This is a genomic window from Enterobacter ludwigii (genome assembly GCF_001750725.1).
Taxonomy (GTDB): Bacteria; Pseudomonadota; Gammaproteobacteria; order Enterobacterales; family Enterobacteriaceae; genus Enterobacter; species Enterobacter ludwigii.
Window position 1 is genome coordinate 18260 of record NZ_CP017279.1, and the last position, 21197, is coordinate 39456.

The 21197-nt window shown below is 52.2% G+C and carries 13 protein-coding genes; 7 read left to right on the forward strand and 6 right to left on the reverse strand.

The annotated features are described in order from the left end of the window. Window positions 1–37: 37 nt before the first annotated feature. Both BH714_RS00110 and BH714_RS00115 read right to left on the reverse strand, forming a co-directional pair. A complete protein-coding gene (locus BH714_RS00110; RefSeq protein ID WP_040016729.1) occupies window positions 38–3370 on the reverse strand; it encodes an ATP-binding protein in 3333 nt (1110 codons plus the stop codon). A gap of 2 nt (window positions 3371–3372) precedes the next feature. After that, on the reverse strand, window positions 3373–3969 hold the full coding sequence (locus BH714_RS00115; RefSeq protein WP_040016730.1) for a response regulator: 597 nt from the start codon (window positions 3967–3969) through the stop codon (window positions 3373–3375). A 596-nt stretch (window positions 3970–4565) separates the two neighbouring features. On the opposite strand from BH714_RS00115, the gene BH714_RS00120 reads away from it, so the two are divergent. The 4 genes from BH714_RS00120 to BH714_RS00135 all read left to right on the forward strand — a co-directional run bounded on the left by BH714_RS00120 (window position 4566) and on the right by BH714_RS00135 (window position 8094). Then, on the forward strand, window positions 4566–5303 hold the full coding sequence (locus BH714_RS00120) for a winged helix-turn-helix domain-containing protein (protein WP_040016731.1): 738 nt from the start codon (window positions 4566–4568) through the stop codon (window positions 5301–5303). Beyond that, complete coding sequence (locus BH714_RS00125) at window positions 5273–5752, forward strand: hypothetical protein (RefSeq protein WP_140418757.1); 480 nt, start codon at window positions 5273–5275, stop codon at window positions 5750–5752. Before BH714_RS00120 ends, BH714_RS00125 begins: the two co-directional genes overlap by 31 nt. A 149-nt stretch (window positions 5753–5901) precedes the next feature. Next, window positions 5902–7503: a glycosyl hydrolase family 18 protein gene (locus BH714_RS00130; RefSeq protein ID WP_418251695.1), complete on the forward strand. Its 1602-nt coding sequence runs from the start codon at window positions 5902–5904 to the stop codon at window positions 7501–7503. Window positions 7504–7566: 63 nt separating this feature from the next. Continuing rightward, on the forward strand, window positions 7567–8094 hold the full coding sequence (locus BH714_RS00135) for a cytochrome b (protein WP_040016733.1): 528 nt from the start codon (window positions 7567–7569) through the stop codon (window positions 8092–8094). Here BH714_RS00135 and BH714_RS00140 read toward each other — a convergent pair. Next, window positions 8057–9115 carry a hypothetical protein gene (locus BH714_RS00140; RefSeq protein ID WP_040016734.1) on the reverse strand — a complete coding sequence of 353 codons (1059 nt, stop codon included), beginning with the start codon at window positions 9113–9115 and terminating at the stop codon, window positions 8057–8059. The two genes, BH714_RS00135 and BH714_RS00140, sit on opposite strands and share 38 nt — an antisense overlap. 305 nt (window positions 9116–9420) lie before the next feature. Here BH714_RS00140 and BH714_RS00145 point away from each other — a divergent pair, with 305 nt between their 5' ends. Then, entirely contained in the window at window positions 9421–9639 is a 219-nt protein-coding gene (locus tag BH714_RS00145) for an ANR family transcriptional regulator (RefSeq protein ID WP_040016735.1), read from the forward strand. Window positions 9640–9684: 45 nt separating this feature from the next. Continuing rightward, window positions 9685–10434 carry a prepilin peptidase gene (locus tag BH714_RS24415; RefSeq protein WP_052445435.1) on the forward strand — a complete coding sequence of 250 codons (750 nt, stop codon included), beginning with the start codon at window positions 9685–9687 and terminating at the stop codon, window positions 10432–10434. Window positions 10435–10551: 117 nt separating this feature from the next. On the opposite strand, the gene BH714_RS00155 is transcribed toward BH714_RS24415, so the two are convergent. From BH714_RS00155 to BH714_RS00165, 3 genes are all read right to left on the reverse strand, one after another. Continuing rightward, window positions 10552–12315 (reverse strand): lytic polysaccharide monooxygenase, encoded by a 1764-nt coding sequence (locus BH714_RS00155; RefSeq protein WP_140418756.1) that lies wholly within the window; start codon window positions 12313–12315, stop codon window positions 10552–10554. A gap of 16 nt (window positions 12316–12331) precedes the next feature. Next, window positions 12332–12769, reverse strand: a complete 438-nt coding sequence (locus BH714_RS00160; protein WP_040016737.1) for a hypothetical protein — start codon at window positions 12767–12769, stop codon at window positions 12332–12334. A 354-nt stretch (window positions 12770–13123) separates the two neighbouring features. Further along, entirely contained in the window at window positions 13124–14806 is a 1683-nt protein-coding gene (locus BH714_RS00165) for an endonuclease (RefSeq protein WP_052445436.1), read from the reverse strand. Between the two features lie 639 nt (window positions 14807–15445). On the opposite strand from BH714_RS00165, the gene BH714_RS00170 reads away from it, so the two are divergent. Continuing rightward, window positions 15446–21142 (forward strand): inverse autotransporter beta-barrel domain-containing protein, encoded by a 5697-nt coding sequence (locus tag BH714_RS00170; protein ID WP_040016738.1) that lies wholly within the window; start codon window positions 15446–15448, stop codon window positions 21140–21142. Window positions 21143–21197 lie beyond the last annotated feature (55 nt).

Genomic DNA, 21197 nt, shown 5'->3' on the forward strand with positions numbered 1-21197 from the left:
ATGACCAGAAAGATACAGACCTTATGCAGAGCATTCTTTAGTACTTGTCAGATAATTCCTTCAGTGCGGCATCGAGTTGCTGCAGGTTCGCTTCCATTCGCGCACAGAAACGCGATGTCAGCGCAGGCAGGATATCAGGCGTTATAATCCCTGCCGCCAGCATCTCAGGCAGAACTTCAATACCCTGACAGCTGCGAGTGGCGTTGTGCATGGCAAAGAGACTCCAGGAGGCCTTCAGACGATGAGCGAGCTGGCTGAGCGTTTGCGGTGACGGGGCGTTTTCCTGTAGCTGTCGGATATCAAGGGTAATGGCATCGTGCAGTTGCTGGCGCATCAGGGTCATGATCTCCGGTTGACCATTGGCCAGACGCCGTAGCTCGCTGAGATCTGGCGCCTGCTTGTGCAGGTTGTGATGATGCGCCAGCGCCTGATGCAGGGCATTGAGCGTGAGCGGTTTTCGTAATAACGCATCCATCCCAGCATGTTTTGCCCGATCGTCCTCTCCCTGCAGCGCGCTGGCTGTGTAGCCGAGGATAGCTGCGGGCGCGCTGATAGTACCGGCAATATCGCGTAAAAGTATCAACGATGTGAGTTGATAGCCGTCCATGAGGGGCATCTGGCAGTCGGTAATCAGGATATCAACCGGCTTGTTTTCCAGGCTCGCGAGTGCCTCGCTTGCGCTTGCGCAAGGAATAACCTCCTGACCCAACTCCTGCAGCTGAAGCGCTAACACTGTCAGGTTAGCCGGAAAATCATCGACAACCAGGATGCGGTGCGGCGGGAGCGGCGTAAAGACAGGCGTCTCATCGGCAGTCGCGGCAGCGTTGGTGGGGGGCAACGGTATGCTCACCGTCACCTGTGTACCGCTCCCCACTTCGCTGGTGATCGTCAACGTCCCTCCCATCAATTCGACTAACTGATAACAGATCGCCAAGCCCAGTCCGCTACTTAGCGGTGTACTGCTGTCAGTCTGAAACCAGGGCTGACCAAGGTGTGGCAGGGCCTCGGCCGGGATACCAATGCCTGTGTCACGAATCAGCAGCTGCAAATGTTCTCCATGGAGTTGAGCCTGGAACGTAATTTCTCCCTGCGGCGTATATTTAATGGCGTTACCTGATAGATTGGCGATGATCTGATTCAGCCGCGCTTTATCGAACAGGAACCAACCTTCGCGCGGCACGTTCAGTTCGCTGCGCCAGTGCAGACCTTTAGCTTTCGCGCTAGTGGCAAAAATCTTCGTGCTGGCGTTGAGCGTCTGCCACAGTGGCCAGGGTTGTGGCTCCAGTCTTAACTCGCCTGCTTCAATGCGCGACAAATCCAGTACGCCGCCAATCACGTCACGCAATGACCCCGCTGCCTGCCAGGCGATATTGAGAGATTCGCTTTTGTCGTGCTCCATCTCCAGCAGGCCCAGCATGGCATTAAGCGGCGTGCGAATGTCATGGCTCATGCGGGCTAGAAAGTTCGATTTTTCGATACTGGCCTGCTCCGCCTGCGCCAGAGCCTGGTTGAGCGCAGCGGTCAGCGCGGCTTTTTCAGTGATGTCGACCCACCCCCCGACAATGCCCTGAGGCCTACCGCGCGTATCGGTATAGCGACAAAGCCACCAGTAGAGGGTGGTATTGCCCTGAGTGGTTTCACCCGTCAACGGTGTCGCAGTGTGGAGCAGCGAGAGGCGATGCGGCAACGTAAACCGTTGAGCAAGTTCGCCCAGCGGCAGGCAGGAAAAGTGCGATCCCTCTTCGGGCAATGTTGTGAGCAGAGGGGAGTGCGTAAAGGTATCGTTATAGCGCGTCAGGCGTCCGGCCGGATCGCAGACAAACAGCGGCACCGGGACATTGTTCATCAGGGTTTGCCACAGGGAAAGCGCGTTGTGTAACTCTGCCGTGTCCCGCTCGCGCTGGCGGCGCTGATTCTGCGCGGCGCTAAAGGTCAGTAGGGCGACCAATGCCGCACAAATTGCCACTACGGCGAGCATCACCAGCCATAGCGAGCGCACTGGGGCAGAAGCTGGCGTCTGTTCAGTCAGCGACAGGTTAAGGCTTGCGTAAATATCCGCCTGCGTCACGGACGCCAGGACCGCGCTAACTCTTTTGGCATCCGTCGGATCAGAGATATCTGGTACAAACCATAATGGCACTTCCGGCAGCGCCAGTGGCGTCAGTGACAGGTTACTGGCGTTATGCTGGCGCAGCAGGTGATGGAGTATAAAGGCATCGCCAGCAAGGCCATCAGCCCCTCCGGCTTTGAGTAACTCATATCCTTGATTAAGCGAGTCAACCAGCACCAGGTTATCTGCCGGTAACAGCTGACGCAGTGACGTGGCGAGTGGCGAGAGGCGCATGACGGCAATTCGCTTATGCCGCAATGCGGACAAGGTGGCGGAAAGCGGGTCGCTGTCGTTGCTGAGCAGGGCCCAGCTCAGTGAGTCAAATGTGATGGCATTCTTTGAAGGTGGCGTCGCACTGGCGGCAATGCGCAACGTGTTCTGCGCATACCGAAGCGGAGGCGTATCAAGGTTGAAGGTTAGGCTAAACAGGTTGGACGGAAACAGATTGAGCAACAGATCGCGCCATACGCCCTGAATATGCCCGTCAGACGTGAGTGTTACCATTGGCGATGCAATGGCTGGAAGCAAAACATGCAGCGCGATTTTTGGCGCATCTTCCTGAACGGGGGAATGACGGGCGTCAAAGACGCTACCATCTGGCAAAAGCCACTTTTGCTCCAGCCATTCAGCGTCTTCTGGATTAATGGTGTGAATGCGCTCGTTGAATATTTCCAGCGTGTTTGCCTGCTCAGGCAGTGCCCAGGCACGAAAATGTAGCGGTGGAGTATCATCCAGCGGCGTCAGGGTTAACGTGGTGGCGGGGGAATGGGTCAGCCAGTTACGCAGAATAAATGCCGGAGCGATGAGTTCTTGCGCTTTCCCGGCAGCCAACTGCCTGACGTCTTCTCCCGGTGAGGCTGAACCTGCCGCAGAGCAGCGGGTCGTGACCTCTGGCGGTAATTCCGGAAAGCACAACGTACCGCCGCGTCCCTCTTTTATGCTCAAGGAGGCCAGCGGGAATGTAAGCATCGGCTCGCTGGATACCAGCCCAGCGGCTGGACGCTGGGCGGCAATTACCACATCAATGCGATGCCGCTTCAACGCATCCAGCGCCGATGCCGGGTCGCTAAAGCGCTGAACATGCGGCAGCGTCGTATTGCTAAATAATATGCTGAGTTCATCATCCAGAATCCCCGGCGGCCGATCGATAACGAGAAAAGGCGGCGCGGCGCTCAGCAGGCCAACGCGTAGCACATTCGCCGCTGCATGTCCGCTTATCAGCACGAAGATAAATAATGTCGCCAGCCAACCTCTGTGCATGCTCAGCTAACCAGTCCCAGACTTTGTGCGCACTGGAGCAACTCAAAATCATTTCTGGCGTTGAGTTTGCTCATGGCACTCTTTTTTTGCGTGCTAATGGTTTGTTTCGTACGGTTAAGCTGAGCGCTGATCTCGTTCACGGTGAAACCGCGCACCAGCAGGCGCAGCACTTCTGTTTCCCGTTCGGTCAATTGCGTCTGGGGCTTCAACGGTTCGACATGCCCCCGTAGGGCGCTGCGCAGTGTCTGCAGCAAATTGTTGGACAAACTGGCTTTGTTAAGGACGGCATGTACCCCGCTGCGACGCAACGAGTCCAGAAGCTCAGGATTGGTGATCATCGTGACGACCACTATCTTGCTCTGTGGATAATGGCGAATCAGCGAGCGGATCATGGATAATCCGTCCGGGTTGCTCGTGCCGGGCATACTCAGGTCAGTGATGATGATATCGACAGGTTCGCGTGCGAGTTTGTCCATGAGTTCATCAGAACTAAGCGCTTCGTGAACGACCTGATAAAGGTCCGGGCGCGTCAGCAGCAATGTGCGCAAGCCTAATAAATAGACAGGGTGGTCGTCGGCAATCAGAACGGTTTTTTGCATGACATCCGATCCGGTAAGGGAAAAACAGGTATTCTCAGCACGTCTTCGCGACGCGAATGGCGCTTCAGCTTCACTCTTAAAGTGTAGAGCAGAGTGAAGTAAAAAAGAGTAGCTAAAAAGTGGTGGGCTGTATAGCTGTAAGGAAGATAAGTCGATTCTGATTGAAACCGAAAACCGAAAACCGAAAACCGAAAACCGAAGTATCCAAAATTTCACATTTTACAAAATGGATTTTTTTCTGAGCAGCTGAATAAAGGATTATTTATCACGAAATAGCGGCATGGAGAGCGATATTTCTCGGGATCAGCAAGGCATTTCTTATTGTTCAGGCTGAATATCAGGTATTGCTCAGGTGTCGCTCAGAATAAACTTTCTGAAATCATGAATGGAACGCGAAAAATCAGGGCAGAAAAATAGAGCAAATGGAGAGGGTACTATCATTTACAGGGATACATTGTTAATTTGTGCCTGTAGACAACAGATACGTAACTGTCAATGTATTAACGCAGCATTCAGCTTATTCCTGATGTGTTAATACCTGCACTGTTTCGTCATAACAATTTGAACGCTGTAATTTTATCACCCAGGACCTACCCGTGAATAGCGAAGAAATCTCTCTTTCAGCGTCAGTAACGTTCGTACCGGAAAAATCATCTCTGGCAACCGTGGATCATGGTGATATACACCTGACACCCAACGAGCGTCGTTTGCTGGAGTTGATCCTCAGCGGCAAATGTAAAAAAGAGACCATATTTGAAGAAATATGGCTCAACCAGGGGATGATTGTTAGCGAATCCAGTTATCACCAGTTGATAAAAATGCTGCGCCGCAAGCTACAAAATGCCGGCCTGCCAGGCACGATCATTAAAACCATTCCCCGTTATGGTGTGGTGTTGGCACCCTGTGAAACCCTGGACAATAAGGCTGCATGCCTGCCAGAAGAGCCTGATAAGGCGCCTTGTCCTACAGCCGTTGACTGCTCGTCATTGCCTGCTATCCCGGCGGGGCCGATGACAACGCCGTCGCGTAAAAACGGGGGGCTGCTGGCGGTGCTGTGCAGTTTGTTGATTATCCTGCCAGCGCTGGTAGTCGTCTGGACGACGGACATGCCGCAGGCCTTTCAGGAAAATATTTACGTGGATGGAGTGACGTTTCATCTCTCTTCTCTGCGTAGTGCCGATCAGCAGGCGCTGGCGCGAAAGCGGCATGCGCTGCCTAAGGGCATTAATAATGTTTACATCGCCTCGAACGGTCCGAAAGTGTTTGTTGCGCAATGTGAAGGTGAACTATCTAAGGAGGGAAAATGCAGTTACGAATACTATTCGTCATATTGATGGTTTGCATCAGCGTTTTGCTGGGAGGTGCATTGGCTTACCTGACCAGCGACTACCTGGAAAGTAAAGAGGTGCCCATCGAGCCATGCAGCAGCGTCATTCGTAATGGCAAATTTATCGATGAAACCCTGCAGCATTATCAGTTTAATGGCATGATCACCTGGTGGCCAAAGCTACACCGGCTAACGTTATTTGGTGTAAAAACGGATGAGGCCGGAAATCGGGTCTTTAATCGAACCTTACAGTTAACATCGGTGACCCAGAAAGGAAATGTCATCAATGGACGGGTGGCAGAATTAAAAATCGCCGTTGGCGATCAACTCCCGGAGAAGACCTTTCTGATCAGCGAGGATAATCAGTATATGAATCTGTTATTCAAACCGATTAATAAGAATAGCTGGCTAATGAAAGTGAATGATAACTGGGTAGCGATGTGTGAGTATAAATAATTGCACGCTGATTTTGTTGTAAGAAATATCCAGGTTGACAAGGTTTTAAATCTGCCGAAGTTGTTAGCCATTCTCCTGTTTACAGGCTGATGAATATCCTATCTTGCGGAACAGGATTTCATTATTAAACCTGGAGCAGGATATCTCCCATGTCAAAGCAAAAGAAAATATCTCTGAGCGCAATTGCCGCTGGCCTGGCGTTAAGTGGATTGCTGGTCAGCACGTTTAGCCATGCGGCTGTAACAGATACCGCCTCACTGATGCCAGATATCAGTCAGAAAAAAATCCTTGTGGGTTACTGGCATAACTGGGGAATCAACCCGGAAGAGATAGACAAAGCGCGCGGGTATCAGGGGGGACTACCTTCTGATATGTCGCTGCGTGAAGTGCCGAAAGGCTACAACGTCGTCAGCGTTTCATTTATGAAAGTCATGGACGGGCAGAGCGGTAATATTCCTACCTTCAAACCCTACAATGCGACTGATGAAGATTTTCGCGCTCAGATTGCTGAGCTGAACGAGCAGGGGCGCGCGGTGTTAATTTCACTGGGCGGCGCTGACGCGCACATTGAACTGCACAAAGGCCAGGAACAGGCGCTCGCGGATGAGATCATTCGTCTGACCGAACAATACGGTTTTGACGGTCTTGATATCGACCTGGAACAGTCGGCCATCACTGCCGCTGATAACAGTACGGTGATACCGGCGGCGCTGAAAATGGTGCGAGCCCACTATCAGCAGCAAGGTAAACATTTCATCATCAGTATGGCGCCAGAATTTCCTTATCTTCAGGCCGATCGCGGCGTGAACTACAAAGCCTATCTGCAAAATCTTGAGGGTGTGTATGACTTTATTGCCCCTCAATACTACAACCAGGCGGGCGACGGCGTGAATATGATGACGCCTGAAGAGAAGGAAGAAGTGGGCGAGTGGTGGCTGCCTCAGGAGTGGGGGAAAGGCTACAGCGACCGCCAAAAAGAACTATTCCTTTACTATCTCACCGACAGCCTCGCAAACGGCACGCGCGGGTATGTGAAGATCCCGGCGAATAAGCTGGTGATTGGTCTTCCTGCCAACCCGGATGCCGCAGGAACCGGTTATGTGAGAGATGCGCAGAGTGTCTTTAACGCGCTTTCGCGTCTGGAAGCAAAAAATGAAGCGATAAAAGGCCTCATGACCTGGTCAGTTAATTGGGATAACGGGAACAAGAAAAACGGTCAGCATTACGGCTATGAATTTCTGACCCGCTATCAGAGCATCCTTGATGGCAGTTTGCCAGATGGGGGCGATGAAACGGATAGCCAGGCGCCAACGCAGGTGCAGGGCGTACAGGCAACACTGACGGGAACGGCTGTTTCGCTTAGCTGGCAGCCTGCTCAGGATAATACTGGCGTGGCGGGGTACGCCATCTGGCGTGATCTGGAAAAGATTGGCGATACCCGTGAACTCGGCTTAACCGACAGCCAAACTCAGCCGGGCATGAGCTACCGCTATACCGTAATTGCCTATGATGCAGCGAACAACTTCGCCGTGCCAAGCCAGCCGGTGACCATCACCGTGCCTGACAGTGACGATGGGACGGGAGAAGAGGGCGGTCAGGATGGCAACGTCGCCGCGTTCACCCCAGGTAAAGGCTACGCGGTGGGGGATAAAGTGCTCTACGGCGGCAAAGTTTACCGCTGCCTGAATGGCCATACCGCAGCCAGCCACTGGTCGCCGGATCGGGCAAACAGCTTGTGGAAAGCGGAATAACAGGTTTTCTAAACAGCATGGCTTCTCAGGGAGCCATGCTGTTGTGTTTACAGGACAACAACGATGCAAACTTCTCTGGTTACAGCCAAACGATATGACCTCTTTTCTCGCCTTCTGCACTGGGTGGTCGCCGCGGTCATTATCTACGCGATGTGCATGGGTTATATTCTGCACGTGCTGGAAGGGACCCAGTGGTTTACCTTCTTTTCTGTGCTGAATATGTCGCTTGGCACCATCGCTACACCTATCATGCTGGTGCGGTTCGTCTGGCGTTTCTTCCGCCCTTCGGTACCCTATCCGGCAACGGTAGCCGGACGTAAAAAGCAGCTGGTGGTATTTATTCATGAGCTGTTTTATCTGACTATTATGGTGGTGCTGATCAGCGGTTTTCTGATGCTACAAAAAGATTACAACCTGTTTGGTCTGGTGCCGGTTTCTCGCCCGATTACGGTCGCCCAAGTCAATGCGTTTTTCTTCCAGGTGCATCGCTACAGCTGCATTCTGCTGGGCGTGATTTTGCTTGGACATGTCGCGGCGGTGTTAAAATACACCTTTAGCGGGCAGCGGGAGATCCTGCAGCGGATGCTGTAAGAGAGAGGCTCACTCCTCCCATCAGATGCGCGGTGTTGCCAATCCTTTGAAACATCACCCTCCCGCGCATCTTCCCCCCATGCAGCGTTTGCAGGACAATATCCCGGGTAAAGCTGTTTCCGGATTGCTGTGAATACCAGGTGCGAAAATAGGGCAGGAATGGCGTATCGCAATGGGCGTCCAGTAGCGTCAGGGTGCTCAGCGTCTTTTCCTCATCGGGGAACAGCGCTTGCGTGCTACCTTGCCAGTGGATCTCCTCCTCCGGCATCGAGAGACGAAACACGACGCTCGCACCAGTTTGCGAAAGGCGATTAATGATGGCATTAGTGCTGGCCGCATGAGCCTGTTGCAGTTGGATCCAGTGGCGATACTGCGATAAACAGTTGGCAAAAATCGCCGAAAATACCAGATACCACTGTGCCTGCCAGATAGCGGGGATCAGATCGGGTGTCAGTGTGTAAAAAATCCCTTCCCGCTGCTGGGTTGCCAGCATCACAATCAGGTATTGAATAAGCAGCAGAATGCCAACGCCACGTCCGGAGAGCGTAAACACGCTCAGCAATACCACTGTTGTTTGTACCAGCAGAAGGTTTAGCCCCTGCCAGAGCGGTGGCAGGAAAAAGTAGCCTGTCATCAGCACAAGCGTATTCGCGGCAAGGAGCAGACCGTCCCGCCGGTTAAATTGCTGACGTGCAGGCGTTTTGCTCTCCCGCAACAGCGGCAAGATGGCGAGAATGCCGGTTAACGCCGCCAGCACCCAGGAAAAAAAATGCAGTGGCGCAATCGGATAGCCTGACAGTAACAGCGCCAGATTAAGCAGCAAACTGCCACAAAAAATACTGAATGTTAATTGCAGGGGATAAATCAGTTCTCGAATAATGGGGTGGCGTGCAAAACGTAGCGCAGGCAGTTGCGCATTCAGACGAAAGACGGCAACGCATAACGGAAAAATCGCGACGTCGAAGAGGGCGAACAGGCTCGCCAGCGCCAGCGGGCGACCTATCCAGACGCCAACAAACACGTGCAACAAACCAGCGGTCGCCAGCCATAGCGGCCACTCTCGCGGAGCAGTCAGCCATAATGCGGCGAAGAGTAACGGCGCCGGGAGCCAGAGCGTAGTGGAGAGGCTCCAGCTATCCCGCGTGTGAAAGCTCAGGAGTGCCAGCAGGGTATAGAGACCTGAAAAGGCCAGCCAGCGGATAATATAGGTAATCAGCGTTATTCTCCCTCTGAGGCGTTCAGCATTATTCAGGTATTTATCATTTTAATCTCAATTATTTTATCGTCGCCATTGCTACGCTGGGATTTTTTCAGAAGGGCTTAACGATGGACTGGCAAAGCGACAAACATGATCCTGCAATCCTGTGGTTTTCACTTTCTTCACGTGCGGCAGAGCATGAGCAGGGAAAGGAATGGCATAACGCGGCAATATTGTGGAAAGAGGCTGCGCAATATGCAAAGGTGCATATGAATATTGAATGGGCAAACTCGCGCGGAAACTTTTGTGCCTTACGCGCGAACAGGCTGCCTAAATATAATGAGTAGTCTCTGCTATTATCGGGTATTGCATGTCCCTCAGAGCGTTGAACCATGGTAGAGAGTGTCATACTCGTTTTTAGTGTTTTACTGGGTGCCGTCATCGGCAGCTTTTGCAATGTCATCATTTATCGGCTCCCCTTGATTCTCCATGGTAAAGCCCTCTCTTTATCGTGGCCTGCTTCCCATTGTCCTCACTGCAAACACCCCATTAAATTTCGCCATAATGTTCCACTACTTGGCTGGATACTGCTGCGCGGGCGCTGTGCCAGCTGTGGTCAGGCGATATCATGGCGCTATACGCTGGTTGAAGGGCTGATGGCACTGCTGTATGGCGTGATTATCTGGCAGCAGGGCATCACGCCACAAAGTCTGTTTGATGTGCTGGCTGTGACATTTTTGCTGCCGCTGCTGTTTATTGACCTGCGCACCATGCTCTTGCCCGATCGTCTGACGCTCCCGCTACTGGCGTTGTCGCTCTTGTTTGCCATCAGCGGCTATAGCCGGGTGGATCCGTTGCAGGCATTAATAGCCGCGCTGCTGGGATTTGGTGTGCCCTGGTCGCTCTCTTTGCTGTTTCGTTTGTTTCGCGGTCATGAAGGCATGGGGATGGGAGATATGAAACTGTTGGCGGCGCTCGGGGCGTGGCTTGGACCACTGGCACTGCTGGATGTGTTTGTTGCTTCTACGCTTTTAGCGTTGATTACCGCGTTGATTTTTCTGCGGATAAAACCCGGTCAACCGTTTCCCTTCGGCCCTTACCCGATTATCGCGGCGATGGGGTGGGTGATGTTATACCGATAAAAAAGCGCCGGAACGAAGGGGCGATATCCGGCGCAAAAATGATAACGGGAGTGTACCAGTATGATTACTGTTTCAGGCGCGGGTCAGCGAAGACCAGGCCAGAATTAACTTACTGTATTATTTACATTCTTTAGGCATGTTTGCCGCACCTTCTTTCTTCCAGACGCCCCATTCACCACCGGCGCCAGGCTTATCGCCACGGGTTTCCCAGCTGTTCAGCCAGATGTTGCCCTCATAGCTCACTTTTTCACAAGGTGTCTTGTAGGTCTTGTTCTGATCCCATGCTTTGGCATCGGTTTGCGCCGGGCGCAGTTTAATCAGCTTCGTTGCCGTGGAGACTTTACCGGTTGGTGCCGTCACTTTCACCTGCAGCATGACATCCACATTGTCGGTATACGGATGTTTACCTTTGAGGATTGTGCTGAAGCTGGTCGGTGAAGAGATCTGAATTTTATCGGCATGCGTCAATGCGGACCATTCAAACGTAGATCCCTGTAAGGAGTCATTGTTTTTAGAAGCTACTGCAGCAGAGAGAACAGCACCGCCAACAATGGTGTCCTGGCTGTTGCCCGTATTGATCTGCACATCGGAAGCCTGTTGCGCTTCCTTCACGGTCACCTTGATATCGTCGGTGCTGGTTTTGCCATTTTTAGCGGTAACCGTCAGACGATAGGTCACTGTACCGATTTTGCCAGGTTTGATTAACGCACGGGCTTTTGCCGCGTGGACGGTTGAAACCCAATCGCCTTTATCCGCGATCTGCAATGCACCAATGTCCTGACCTGAGACAATAGTCCATTGATATTTTTCAGCCCTGAGGCTTGCAGAACCGTTGAGGTCATATCCACGGGATTCACTGTTGCTGATCACGGTGAAATCACTGCCTGCCTTCGCCTCAGGTGCCGTGCTATCCGCTTCTGCTTTGGCATTCAGGGTGACGGTTTTGGAATCACTCTCGTCTTTGTCGTTGGTGACGGTCAGTTTTACATTAACGCTGAAGTCACTGTCAGGTTTAGCCTTCAGGCGAATGCTGGCTTTGGCACTGGTACTGTTTTCCAGAATAACCTTGTCTGCATTGCTGGTCACAGCCCAGCTGTACTTCAGCTCTTTCCCCGTAGAGGCGCTACCGTCCAGCGACAGCGTGCTGGTTGACAGGTTATGGCTGGATGGAGAGACGCTGGCCACCGGTTTGGTGACGACTTCACCGCCGAAATCGACGTCGATCATCTGATAAAATGCGTTATCGGTATCACGTACGCGCCAGACGGCATAAATTTTCTGCTTACCTTCGCGTGCCGGTACGTTACAGGTGTGGGTTTCAAAGCCTGTCGGGATCGAAATATCCGCCGACGGGTTGCCTGGCGCGTAGGTATAAACCTCGTGGCAGAAAGGTTTATCTTCAAACATCGCTCGGGTCAGGCGGGAATCCGCTCCCGGATATGACTGCCAGTCCGGCTTGGTAATGTAATAGGTAAAATAGGTGGTGCGGTGTTTTGCCGGCAAATGCCATTTAAACTGATGCGGGCCCGCAGACATCGGGTTGTTATAGGTGTTTTGTTTTTCATCATCAAGCTTGCTGAATGCAGGGGTTGCCGTTGAGCCACCGCTGGCCAGCTTGCCGTCCGGTGGGAACTGGAACAGCTGTTCATTGGCGATCGGCGTTGGGCTCATATCGTTGCCCGCCGGGAGCTTCGGAGCTTCAACGGCGTCAGCTGGCCAGACGTTACTGTGCTCGCCTTTATCATTCATCGGCGGGAAATGGATCACTGAACGGGATTTGGGTTCAAACACATAGCCATGCGCAAGCGCGCCCGTGGAGTACAGGCCAACTAATGCCACGGCTAAAGCCGACGTAATGCTATTCATCTTGAGTAGTTTCAAAATAATCTTCCCTGAATTAATTGAAGGACACTTCTACGTGACTGAGGGGGTTGCTCTCTTTGGCGTAAACGCTGTTCGAGTGTGATTCATCGGGCGAAATCTCGCCGTTGCTGTGCTTGAACCCGGCACGCAGATCGGGGTGCTGCTGGTTGATAGCCTGGGCGAGGACGTAGGACCAGTGAGCCTCTTCACCCGCAAGGATGGTGACGTGGGTTTCCATGGCTGGCAGTTCGGTGGCATCGTTAAAGAAGCGCGCACGAATTGTTTGCCCTTCGACGACCTTCACTTTCTCACCGTTGACGGCGCGTTCCAGTGAGCCAAGTTCTTTCATGCAGTTCTGGTGACCCTGTTCGCAGTTTGCCGCTGGCGAGGTCGTGGCGGCGTTGGCTGAAACGCTGACGCCCGCCCCTGCCAGTAAAGAGGCAAGGACAAAAGCAGATCCTGTTAATTTCATAAGTTCCCTTATTAATGACTAAATAATAACTAGAGGTAATTCTCACCTGTGGCGCAGGTGGAAAAGCGTTATTACCGTGTGATAACAAGGGGGAATAGTAACGGGAGGAGATAACCGGCTTGAATAAGAGACTTCTCTGAGGCATTAAGAGTCGGGGAATTCAGGAAGAGAAGTGCGACCTGCCATATTGTAAAGGGCGTTCAGATCGCGATATGGGCTGGAATAGTATTATCATGGGCCATTGCACGGGGCTTTCCTTCTTCCAGGAATGAAACAGCGTAATAAATTGAAAGACAGGTTGCCGACAGTGCAATGGCCAGGATTATAGGGCTCACGGACGGGAATCTTACGGTTTTATTGACGAAATGCTCTTCCCATTACCACCTCCGGACATCTGTCACCATAAATGCTTTGCGCAAATTCCGGATGATCAATAAAGGGGTTGCGATTCCCTTGTCGTTCATAAATCCGGTCGTTGCGCTCACGCTCGCGTACTGAAACCGGATGATCGTTGTGCCATTGCAGTAATGTACAAAGCTTGCCCATTTCACTGCCTTTTGTGGCAGTTTTATCAACCAATTCCAGGTCGGGTACTTTTGAAGCATCATTACCGTCATAGCGAACATCCATATACATCATCATACGGGCCACTGCACCTTTAGCGACATCTGCAGGTTCAAACGCCAGTTTTCCGACCTTATTATTTTTATATACCGAAACGGGTGAAGAAACCGTGTCAAAATCCAGGTTTCCTCTTCTCTCATTAATAATACGATAACTGGGACGAAGGTGGTGAAGATCCGTATAGGCAGTCATGTTTTCCTTACTAAAACCATGACTTTTTGGCCATGTATGCTCACGATTCCAAGCTTCGGGGTCATTGTTTCCATCACCACCAACCCGATATTGCTTGAGCACTGATTCGCCAGCATATAGCACAATGATATTTCTGCTATCATCGAGATCTTCGTCGGTAAACCCTAATTGATCCCACAACTCGTTATAGCGAAAAACGACCTGATTACGAATAATGGCATTTAGCGCTTCATGCAGTTCCGGTCCCGTTTTTCCTTTTGCATTATCATAATAGTCTTCATTGAGCGTAATAAGGTGCTCTTCCTGTATTTCTTCCCCGGTTTTCGTTCGCGCCACGATAGACAGTTTATATTTTCCGGGAATAACTTCTATTCCATGTTGATAATCCAGATTTACCACCGCCGGCACGTTAGGCTGCGACAGCGTTGATGCGATCACGTTCGGTCCACTACACTCTTCTGGATTTAGCCTGTCACAGTGAAGTGTTGAGGTAATTGCCGCTTCCTTTGAGGTTGTAACGGTAAAGGTGTAGCTAAATTTGCCTTCACGGTTAATCCATACTGTTTTATCAAGATTGCTCACTTCCAGATGTAAATCTCCTTCAACTGGAGCATCATCACAGCGTGGCGGGGGGAGATTACCTGTGCCCGGTGTGCCAAATGTATTATTGCCACCAGAGTAGGCAGCCCAGTCAGTGGGTAAACCGGGTATTGTGATATTTTTTCGGATAAGCGAGGTATTTTTAGCCACCAGATTCCAGCCTGGCTTGGCTTTTTCCCAGGAGACCATGTCAACAGATTTATTATTGTGCAAAAGCTCAACGAAATCTCCTGAGTTACCCAATTTTACTTTCATGTTATCCATGTCAGGTAGCCGACCGAAGAGTTTTATAAAACCATCACGATCGTTAGTCATCGTCTTATACTGTCCCGGCGATATCTCTCCGCTTAAACGATACGCGTCTTTATCGCCATTATTATCCCTGATACGATATTCCGCCAGGGCAATGACAGAGCAGCTGGGGTTGTAGATTTCAATAAATTCTCCTCGCTCACCACCTGCGGGCAAAGAAGATAATGGTGAATCATAAAGTACTTCACTTAATATCAGCGCAGGGGCAGTTATGGATTCACTGGAAAAACAATACCCAGGTAATGCCAAAAAAAACGCCGCTATGTAGTGGCGTTTTTTTGCCCTACAGGACGTTGCTTTTTTTTGCATTTCTTTTTCCTTTTGATTTGTATGATAAGATGAATTGATGTCTGCAAAAAATTATTACTATCTTATTGTCTGCTGGCGTGTCTAATTGATGTTAAATAGATTGATGACGATAACATGCACGATTGTTCGAAAAAATAATGGGTCGTCCTGTATTTTCTGATTTTAATCTGATTGAATAACGAGGCTGGTATTTACCGCGAGTATGCACGTTTAAAGATTTTTGTTCGTTTATACCTGGACGAATCTCTCCTGCGTTAAGAACGGTCTGCTCTGGAAAGTATAAGTCTGAAAATACTCTGAGTGATTCATGAGTGGCTGGTGCGTGCTTTTAAAAAATTATCGTATAAGCACTGGGTTTAATGAGGTGTGAGGAATTTCATGAACATATCCTGAGCGCTTTATGGAGTTTGGGATTTATCTGAAGCTTAATATCCATAACCAGGGATTTTAATTAATAAGGGATGAGTCACAATGCCCGGTGCTTCGTGTTTTTCTTTACGTCAAAAATTATCAGTATGGGTAATCCTCTTACATTATTTATTTTCCATCTTTTTACTCACGGTGCCCCCTGTCACGCGGGCGCAAACTGAACCCCGTGAACAGGTTGAAACGGAAAGCAATCAACCCCTGCGGGATAGAATGGCAGGCGTGTGGGGAAGTGCACAGCAAAACGGTGCAGGTGATGCGCTACGCGGCGTGGCAAACAGTGAAGTGAATGCCGCATTAACGCAGGAAGTTGAGGCGTGGTTAAACCATACCGGCGGGAAAGCACGCGTTACGGCAGATGTTGGTATCGGCGGAAGCGATAGCCGCGACTTTGGGCTGGACTATCTGTGGCCGGTTAAAATCTGGCAACACGACATTCTGTTCACTCAGATGAGCGCACACCGCTGGAACGATCGCGATATTCTTAACGTTGGCCTTGGCTGGCGGCACACCTTTAACCCGCACCTGATGGCGGGTGGGAACCTCTTTTTCGATCAGGATGTCACGCGTCACCATAACCGGATGGGGATAGGCGGCGAGCTGTGGAGCGACAGTATTCGCACCTCGGCGAACTACTATCTGCCCCTGAGCGGCTGGCGTCATTCTGACGACAGCATGTTTAATGACGATCCCGACCGTTATGAACTGTATGAACGTGCCGCCCGCGGCTGGGATCTCAATCTGGAGACGGCGCTCTCTCAGCACGTCGCGCTCAAAATGGGCTGGTTCCAGTGGTATGGCGATAAAGTGGATGTCAACGGCAGCCGCAGCGAGGCCAGCCACAATCCGCACGGGCTTAATCTGGGGCTCAAGTGGCAACCCGTGCCGCTGGTGGGGGTGAGTGCGGAGCAGAGCATGATCAGCGGCCAGCGGGATAACTTCTCTGTCGGATTGAATTTCCACTGGGAGTTTGGTCGCAAGCTTTCCGAGATGCTGGCAAGTGAAAATGCGGTAGCGCTGCCATCGCTGATGCAGTCCCGCACGGAGTTTGTCACCCGTAATAACAACATTGTTCTTGCGTATAAGCAGGAAGAAAAAGACAGACGCCTCTATTTCAGCCCAACGGAAAAAATAACGCAGGCTGGCGTGCCTCTGCTTCATGCCGTGAAAGGGGGGCAAGGGGGCATCATACGCTACAGCTCCTCCAGTACGACGATTGCTACCGTGGAGCCGGGCAGTGGCCTGGTGAACCCGACGCATCGCGGGGATGTCACCATCACGGCGACGGAAACGTCACCTGTCGATCCTGAGCATGTACTGAGTTCCGCCAGCTACCACCTGACCGTGACGCCGGGCGATTTTGCGCCTTCCGTCGAGGGTGTTGCCATTCAGGGGGATATGTCACCCGGCCAGACTCTGACGGGGAGTTACCTCTATAAATCCAATGAAGGGGAAGATGAGGATCTTAAGCAAACCCGGCTGCGGTGGTATGACGCGGACTCAGGCGAGGTGCTGAAGGAAGGGCATGCAGCTGAGAAGGACAGCGCGGAGTATGAGGTGAAAACGCGTGACATGGCTCGCAGCGTGGCTTTTGAAGTCACTCCGTTCAATAAAAAAGGTACCGAGGGTAAAAGTGGCTCGGCAAAGGTTAATGGTAGCGCGAAGCTAGGCACACTTCATGTTGGTTTGATGGCTCCGGGCGAAGTGCGTCCGGACGGCAGTGTGAAGTTTTATGTTCAGAGCAATGGCGCTCTGCAACTACTCACTGAAGTAAAAAACGATAAAGAGGAGGCGCTGGAAGGGCTGATTGTCTACTGGGCAAGTCAGAATGCATTGGGCCATCTGTCACAACGCGTGACGCAAACCGACTCTAAAGGCCAAACGTCGGTGAATCTGGAAGAGATTTTGAGCAGCGGTCAGGATCAGATCACCGCCTCGCTCTCCCCGCTTGTCGCAGGCTATAGCGGTAACGCTGCCGAAGATGATGGCAGACATAGCCATATGAAGTTGAACGTCAATTTTGCCAAAGCCAGCAGTCTGACCTTCATTCAGCCTCCTGAGCACGTTTTGGTGGGCGCTGTCCAGCCATTTACAGTGAAAGTCACGGATCAGGATGGCGAGGACTTTAAAACGAGCGTTGATATCGTTTGGCAAAGCAACGGTCAGCCGATAGACCAGCCGACCCACACCAACAATCAAGGAGAAGCAAGTATTTCGCTGACAGCCCCAACGCTGGTGGGAACAGACTGGGAGGTAACCGCGAGCGTAGAGGGTGGCAACCCTGTGACGGCAAAAATTCCCCTGGTGGCTGATGTTGCAACGGCAAAAGTCAGCGCGCTGGAGGTGGTCGACAATAGCGCGGTGGCAGACGGGACGGACACCACCAGTGTCAGGGTGACGGTGAAGGACGCCCATGAGAACCCGGTTGCCGGGCAGGTGGTGAATTTCAGGGCAGGCGCCGGTATTGTCATTCCGGCAACGGCAACGACTGAGCAGGACGGTACCGTCACCGTCACCCAGACCAGCCTGAAGGCCGGGGAGTTCCGGGTGGATGCAGTCACTGGCAACGACTGGACGCAAGCGAAGTATGGCCTGGTGAACTTCGATCCGGACAACAGCACGGCGAAAGTCAGCACTCTGGAGGTGGTCGACAATAGCGCGGTGGCAGACGGGACGGACACCACCAGTGTCAGGGTGACGGTGAAGGACGCCCATGAGAACCCGGTTGCCGGGCAGGTGGTGAATTTCAGGGCAGGCGCCGGTATTGTCATTCCGGCAACGGCAACGACTGAGCAGGACGGTACCGTCACCGTCACCCAGACCAGCCTGAAGGCCGGGGAGTTCCGGGTGGATGCAGTCACTGGCAACGACTGGACGCAAGCGAAGTATGGCCTGGTGAACTTCGATCCGGACAACAGCACGGCGAAAGTCAGCACGCTGGAGGTGGTCGACAATAGCGCGGTGGCAGACGGGACGGACACCACCAGTGTCAGGGTGACGGTGAAGGACGCCCATGAGAACCCGGTTGCCGGGCAGGTGGTGAATTTCAGGGCAGGCGCCGGTATTGTCATTCCGGCAACGGCAACGACTGAGCAGGACGGTACCGTCACCGTCACCCAGACCAGCCTGAAGGCCGGGGAGTTCCGGGTGGATGCAGTCACTGGCAACGACTGGACGCAAGCGAAGTATGGCCTGGTGAACTTCGATCCGGACAACAGCACGGCGAAAGTCAGCGCGCTGGAGGTGGTCGACAATAGCGCGGTGGCAGACGGGACGGACACCACCAGTGTCAGGGTGACGGTGAAGGACGCCCATGAGAACCCGGTTGCCGGGCAGGTGGTGAATTTCAGGGCAGGCGCCGGTATTGTCATTCCGGCAACGGCAACGACTGAGCAGGACGGTACCGTCACAGTCACCCAGACCAGCCTGAAGGCCGGGGAGTTCCGGGTGGATGCAGTCACTGGCAACGACTGGACGCAAGCGAAGTATGGCCTGGTGAACTTCGATCCGGACAATAGCACGGCGAAAGTCAGCACGCTGGAGGTGGTCGACAATAGCGCGGTGGCAGACGGGACGGACACCACCAGTGTCAGGGTGACGGTGAAGGACGCCCATGAGAACCCGGTTGCCGGGCAGGTGGTGAATTTCAGGGCAGGCGCCGGTATTGTCATTCCGGCAACGGCAACGACTGAGCAGGACGGTACCGTCACCGTCACCCAGACCAGCCTGAAGGCCGGGGAGTTCCGGGTGGATGCAGTCACTGGCAACGACTGGACGCAAGCGAAGTATGGCCTGGTGAACTTCGATCCGGACAACAGCACGGCGAAAGTCAGCACGCTGGAGGTGGTCGACAATAGCGCGGTGGCAGACGGGACGGACACCACCAGTGTCAGGGTGACGGTGAAGGACGCCCATGAGAACCCGGTTGCCGGGCAGGTGGTGAATTTCAGGGCAGGCGCCGGTATTGTCGTTCCGGCAACGGCAACGACTGAGCAGGACGGCACCGTCACCGTCACCCAGACCAGCCAGAAAGCCGGGGAGTTCCGGGTGGATGCAGTCACTGGCGACAACTGGACGCACGCAAAATCTGTGCTGGTTAACTTCGTGCCAGGAAAGGTAAACCGAGTGACCTTTATCGACGTGCCGGAAAGTGTTCAGGCAGACGGTGTCACTCATGCCACCTGGCAGATAGCTATGTTCGACAGCTTTAATAATCCGGTGCCAAATACGGCTGTAAACTGGAGTTTCTCTGAGTTACTGGCGACAAAAATCGACAGCCAGAGCGATACGATGACCAATGACACTGGGGTGGCTAAGTTGACGCTACAAATGGGGACATTAAAAGCGGAAAATCTGGTCGTGACCGCGAAATCGGAAAACAACATAGAAAATTCCTCCTCCATTGCACTGTCGCCGGTTGCTGGTAGCGTTGAACTTTCGATGGCATCAACTGCTCGAGTGGATGAACCTGTCACACTCACGGTAACGGCAAAGGATAAAGGGGGAATACTGATGCCTGGAGCCGTAGTCGCGTTTAGCAGCAACCATCCGGACTGGATGGTGATAACGCCGGAAAGCGCAACAACGGGCAGCAACGGTGTAGCCACCGCAGTGGCTACCATCAGACCGGAGAAAGGGTTTGGTGCGATGGGGGGGTATACCCTCACAGCGAAAGTTAGCGAGTCAGTGAAGGATTCAAAAACGTTACAGCTCAGTGTAGGACAAATCGATCATGCGCAGTCGAGTCTGACACCCGTCAGTGACACGATAGTTGTTGGCAACCAGTTATCTATGCTGATAGCGATGAAGGATAAGTTTGGTAACCCTATCACTGGCCTGACGGGACGGATCGGCGCCGTGCTGGCAGATAGCCAGGGGAGAAACAATGGAGGATTGATCCATACTAATAGCGGGGGAATTGCAGAGACTGAAAAAGGAAACTATCCGTTCAACGTAAAAGGTACACGTGCTGATATCTATTCTGTCACTCCTATTGTTGACCGGGTTGAGTTAAGCGCGCTTAAAGCGACCGTTAAGGTGATGGCGCAAAAACCCTGGATCGTGGGTACGCCACAAATAGGTTACACCCTCACGATAGGCAAAGGTTCCGGGTTTAGTACGGCAACAGTCAACTGGAAGGTTAATGGCTCGATCTACCGTTCTAGCACCAATATCGCGGTGGACAACGCATCACTGGAGTTGACAGACATCACCCTCGTCAACCAAAAAGTGAGCGTAGAAATTATCGATAGCCAAAACTCATCACTGCGGCTTGAATCCGATTCGGTCACGATTCGGGGGACACCTTCCGTGAGCAATGTGAAAATTAAGGGCGATTCAGTATATGGAAACCAAATATCGGTGGACTATGATTATCATGCCAACGGCGGAGGCGATGAGAGCGGGACTCAGTATCAATGGTACTGGTCTCAGAACATTTACGATAAATCTCCGACACCTATTCCCGGAGCAACCGGAAGAACACTGAAGACCGATCGTGGCCAGTACGGGTTATACCTGTATGTCTCGGTCACGCCAGGGGGCAGCGCTGGCGGCTCAGGCGTTAAGGTATTTAACGACGGGTATTTCAGAGTTACAGATGCGGGTACCCCTTCTGTTAGCCAACTTCATATTAAGAATGAAGCCCGGGTGGGTAATACCATTGAGGCCAGTTATATCTTTAATGCTAATGGCAGTGGTGAGGATAACTCGTTGTATCAATGGGCTTCATGGGATGAATTTAGCGGCCGTTACCGGGATTTAGATGGAGAGAACGGTAAAACGTTATACATAAAAGAAGCCTATGGATTTTTGAAAAATATCCGGGTAAGTGTCACTCCACGCGGGACTCTGGGGTCGCAAAGAAAAGGCGATACAGCCTATTCCGACCCAGTTAATATCGTCAAATAAACGTTACCAGTGTTAAATATTAACGTTTATAGCAGTGTGAATTAATTCCTCTCTT